Here is a 3,602-nt window from a genome sequence, read left to right as displayed (position 1 = left end):
CATTCATTAACATCCTTGTTCCCTGCCATCGGGGATGGCGCTATCCAATGGAAAAGACAGTAGAGATTTCCAAATTGGCAGTAAACACGGGATTCTGGCCTCTCTTTGAAGTAGAGAATGGAGTATGGAGGATAACCATTCGTCCCAAAGAGAGAAAACCAATCATAGAATGGATAAAGAGCCAGGGGAGATATAGCCACCTATAAAAAGAAGAGAATAAGGAATTTCTGGAGAGGATACATAAGGAATCAGACGACTACTGGAAATATCTGGAAGGAATGTGCAAAGCCACCCAACCCCAATAATTGGGTTCTGGACTCCTCCCGAAAGGGAGGGATAATAGCTTGTAGCAGCAGAGCGAAAGCTCTGCTTTCTAATTGAATATACGGTTCCCCGGTAGCTCAACGGTGGAGCATCCGGCTGTCTTTGGCAGCTTTCCCAAGCAATTGGGATTGAAAAAGTGGGTGAATTCAGGGAAGCCTGTACCCTAAGCCCCATGGGGGCTAGGGATGGTAATCCTGAGCCAAGTCCCGACATCATGTCGGGAAAGGTGCAGAGACTATCCTTGAAAAAGGAGTACTGTAAACCGAAGCAGGTTTATGGGAAGCGCTCACTACCCCGGAAAAAATATCTTTACGGGGTAAAGAGATAGTCCAAGCCTTACGGAAACGTAGGGGCTACTTGTAACCGGAGGGTTGTTGGTTCGAATCCAACCCGGGGAGCCAATTTTATCATTTTTAAAAATAGGGACAGCGACCATTTTTCTTAACGTATGTAAGGCCGTTGCGCAATAGTACTTTTACGACAAAGATTGAAAAACTGTTCGATAGAAAATTAAGACCTTTACCACGCGGCAGTCCGAAGAAATAAGTAGAAAATGGTCGCTGTCCCTATTTGTCAGGAGGTGGATGAAAATGTTAAAAGCAAAAGATGTTATGACAAAGGAAGTGATAACCATCAGTCCCGATGCTACGCTGGCAGATGCAATTGAACTTCTGATGGCGAAAGAGATTAGTGGAATGCCAGTTATAGGCTCTAAAGGGGAAATGATCGGGATAATATCAGAAAAAGATATTCTCAATTTTGCGTTCAGTGGGAATCTGCATAATACTAAAGTTAAAGAAGCAATGTCAAAGAATGTAATAAGCTTCCCGCCAGATGCAGATGTTGATTCAATCGCTTTAGCTATTGGACACCGTCAATTCAGGAGAGTTCCTATTGTAGAAGAAGGCAAAGTAGTTGGCATTGTTTCACGGCGAGACATAATTCGTGTTGCACTTAAAATTGGAAGGAAGTAATAAGTCAGTTAAAATAAATATGTTTAGAGTAATAATTCTGACCTTTACTACACTTGTTTTATTTTGGGTCAGTTTGACTCATGCTGAAACTGAAATCGTCTGTTTTTCCTTGTATTTGCAAGGCCAAAAATGAAGGTCAAGGAAAAAGTTCGGATTCTTGGTCCTCTCGCGGAGCCAAATTTATCGTTTCGAACCAAATCTTTTAACGCTCGCCCGCCTCGCACTCGTGCACTCGGCGACCTCGCTTTAATCCTCACCCTTATTGGCTCGCAGATTCCCGCTTTTGTCGGCAAATCCTTTTAAGAATCTTTGAAGGACATTCTGGAACATTTGGTAGGAAAATTTTGGGAGGAGAAAAACCCTTGACAAATTTTTTAGATATGTTACACTTGTAACAGATATGTTACAAGGAGACTAATATGAAATTTCATATTTCGCTGTTGGATGTATTAAACTCAAAAACAAAGGTAAAAATTATAAAGTTTCTATTAACTCATGAAGCTTCTATGAGCGAAAGGGAAATAGCCTCTATTTTAAAAGTCTCTCATATGAGTGTAAATAGAACTATGCGAGACCTTGCTGAATTGAACTTCGTAAATTTTGTTACTATTGGAAAAGCTCATTTATGGAGGGTAAACCGCAAAAGCTATGCCTTTAGAGTTCTATCTGAATTGATTAAGGGAGTTTCAAGCATCAAGAAACCTTTAGAAGACTTGAAAAAGATACTATTAAGAAATTTATCTGAGACTTTGATTAAAAGAGTGGTTTTGTTTGGATCAATAGCAGAAGGTTCAGAAAGGATAAATAGTGATATAGATGTCCTTGTCTTAGTTAAAGATAAGCAAAGTAAAGAAAAACTCGAGCCTCAAATAGAGAAATTATCAAACATATGTTTTGAGGCGTATGGTAATAGATTAGCTCCTTACATCTTAACGGAACAGGAAATGAAACAAAAGAAAAATTTAAGGATTATTTCTGAAGTTGACAAGGGTATTCAAATTTTTCCAGAAGGGAAAGACTGTAAAAGATTTCTTGAATATGTCAGGAGAGAATTGCCATAAATGGGGAGTAATCCTGATGAGCGCCCAGCCTGATGAGAGGGGAGTGAAGGGTAAGTGAAGAAGGCGAGTCCTACCCGGGGAGCCAAAAGATTCGAGGCAGACTTTATTCGGATAATTATTCCAAATACGATAGACAAAGACAAGAAGAATATAAAGAAATAGATTCCTACCCTCACAGGATGGGGCACAATTGTGTCCTCACTCTGCTAACCCATTGCGCCATTCCAAAACTGCCTGGAGAAATACCGGGACGGTTCTGATACTTTTCTGTTGGTAAAATAGAATATGAACCAGAAAATTATGATCGAGGTTGAAGACCTTGTCAAGAAGTTCAATGGGCTTACGGCAGTTGCCGGCATCTCTTTTACTGTCCAGCGCGGTGAATGTCTGGGTATACTCGGGCCCAACGGCGCCGGTAAGACCACTACTGTTCGGGTTATCCAGTGCATTTCGCCAGCGACCAGCGGCACTGTCTCGGTCCTGGGGATGAGAGCCTCGCTTAATGAGCGCCGTATCCGGGCGCTATTGGGCGTGGTCCCGCAGGAGAATGATATAGACCCGGATCTAACGGTGAATGAGAACCTGGAGCTTTTTGCCGCTTTGTTCGATATCCCGAAAAAGGTTGCAAAAGCCCGTATAATGGAGCATCTTGAGTTTGTAGAACTTAAAGAAAGAGCCGATAATAAGATAGATTCGCTTTCCGGCGGTATGAAGCGGCGTCTATTGGTCGCGCGCGCTTTGCTGAACGAACCCAGTATCATGATCCTCGATGAGCCCACGACCGGGCTGGACCCTCAGGCGCGTCACCTGATCTGGCAGAGATTGCGCTCCTTGAAGAATAAAGGCGTCACCATTATTCTTAATACCCATTATATGGAAGAAGCCCAGCAGCTATGCGATCGGTTGTTGATTTTGGACAAGGGCGGCATTTTAAAGGAGGGGATTCCCCAAGAACTGGTCAAGAACGAAGTGGGCGAGGAAGTGGTAGAGGTGCGGAACCATAAGGGAGTGAAGGATGTCCTGAGAAAGCTTGAGGGACTTGAATTCAATTCCGAGGTTGTTGGCGATACTCTGTATCTTTATTGTCACGAAAGCAAAGAGATCCTGACCCGGCTGGCTACCTCGGAGACTCTTTCGGTATTACGTCGGCTGGCGACGCTTGAGGATGTTTTTTTAAAGCTCACCGGCCGGGGGTTGAACGAATGAAAAAACTGTCAGCGGTATTGAGCCACCGTATTTACTA

At 43.0% G+C, this 3,602-nt stretch carries 4 protein-coding genes; all 4 read left to right on the top strand.

Features of this window, described 5'->3' with window-relative positions:
• The coding region (locus VMW39_04965; protein ID HUW23361.1) for a pyruvate ferredoxin oxidoreductase at positions 1-206 on the top strand (206 nt) is incomplete at its 5' end.
• A gap of 708 nt (positions 207-914) precedes the next feature.
• Positions 915-1,298, top strand: coding sequence for a CBS domain-containing protein (locus VMW39_04960; GenBank protein HUW23360.1), 384 nt, complete (start codon positions 915-917; stop codon positions 1,296-1,298).
• 419 nt (positions 1,299-1,717) lie between these two features.
• Complete coding sequence (locus VMW39_04955) at positions 1,718-2,359, top strand: nucleotidyltransferase domain-containing protein (GenBank protein ID HUW23359.1); 642 nt, start codon at positions 1,718-1,720, stop codon at positions 2,357-2,359.
• A gap of 285 nt (positions 2,360-2,644) precedes the next feature.
• Positions 2,645-3,565, top strand: a complete 921-nt coding sequence (locus tag VMW39_04950; protein ID HUW23358.1) for an ABC transporter ATP-binding protein — start codon at positions 2,645-2,647, stop codon at positions 3,563-3,565.
• The last annotated feature ends 37 nt before the right edge of the window (positions 3,566-3,602 follow it).

The sequence above is a fragment of the bacterium genome (assembly GCA_035530055.1).
Taxonomy (GTDB): domain Bacteria; phylum UBA6262; class WVXT01; order WVXT01; family WVXT01; genus WVXT01.
This window is presented reverse-complemented; position numbering and strand designations above follow the sequence as displayed.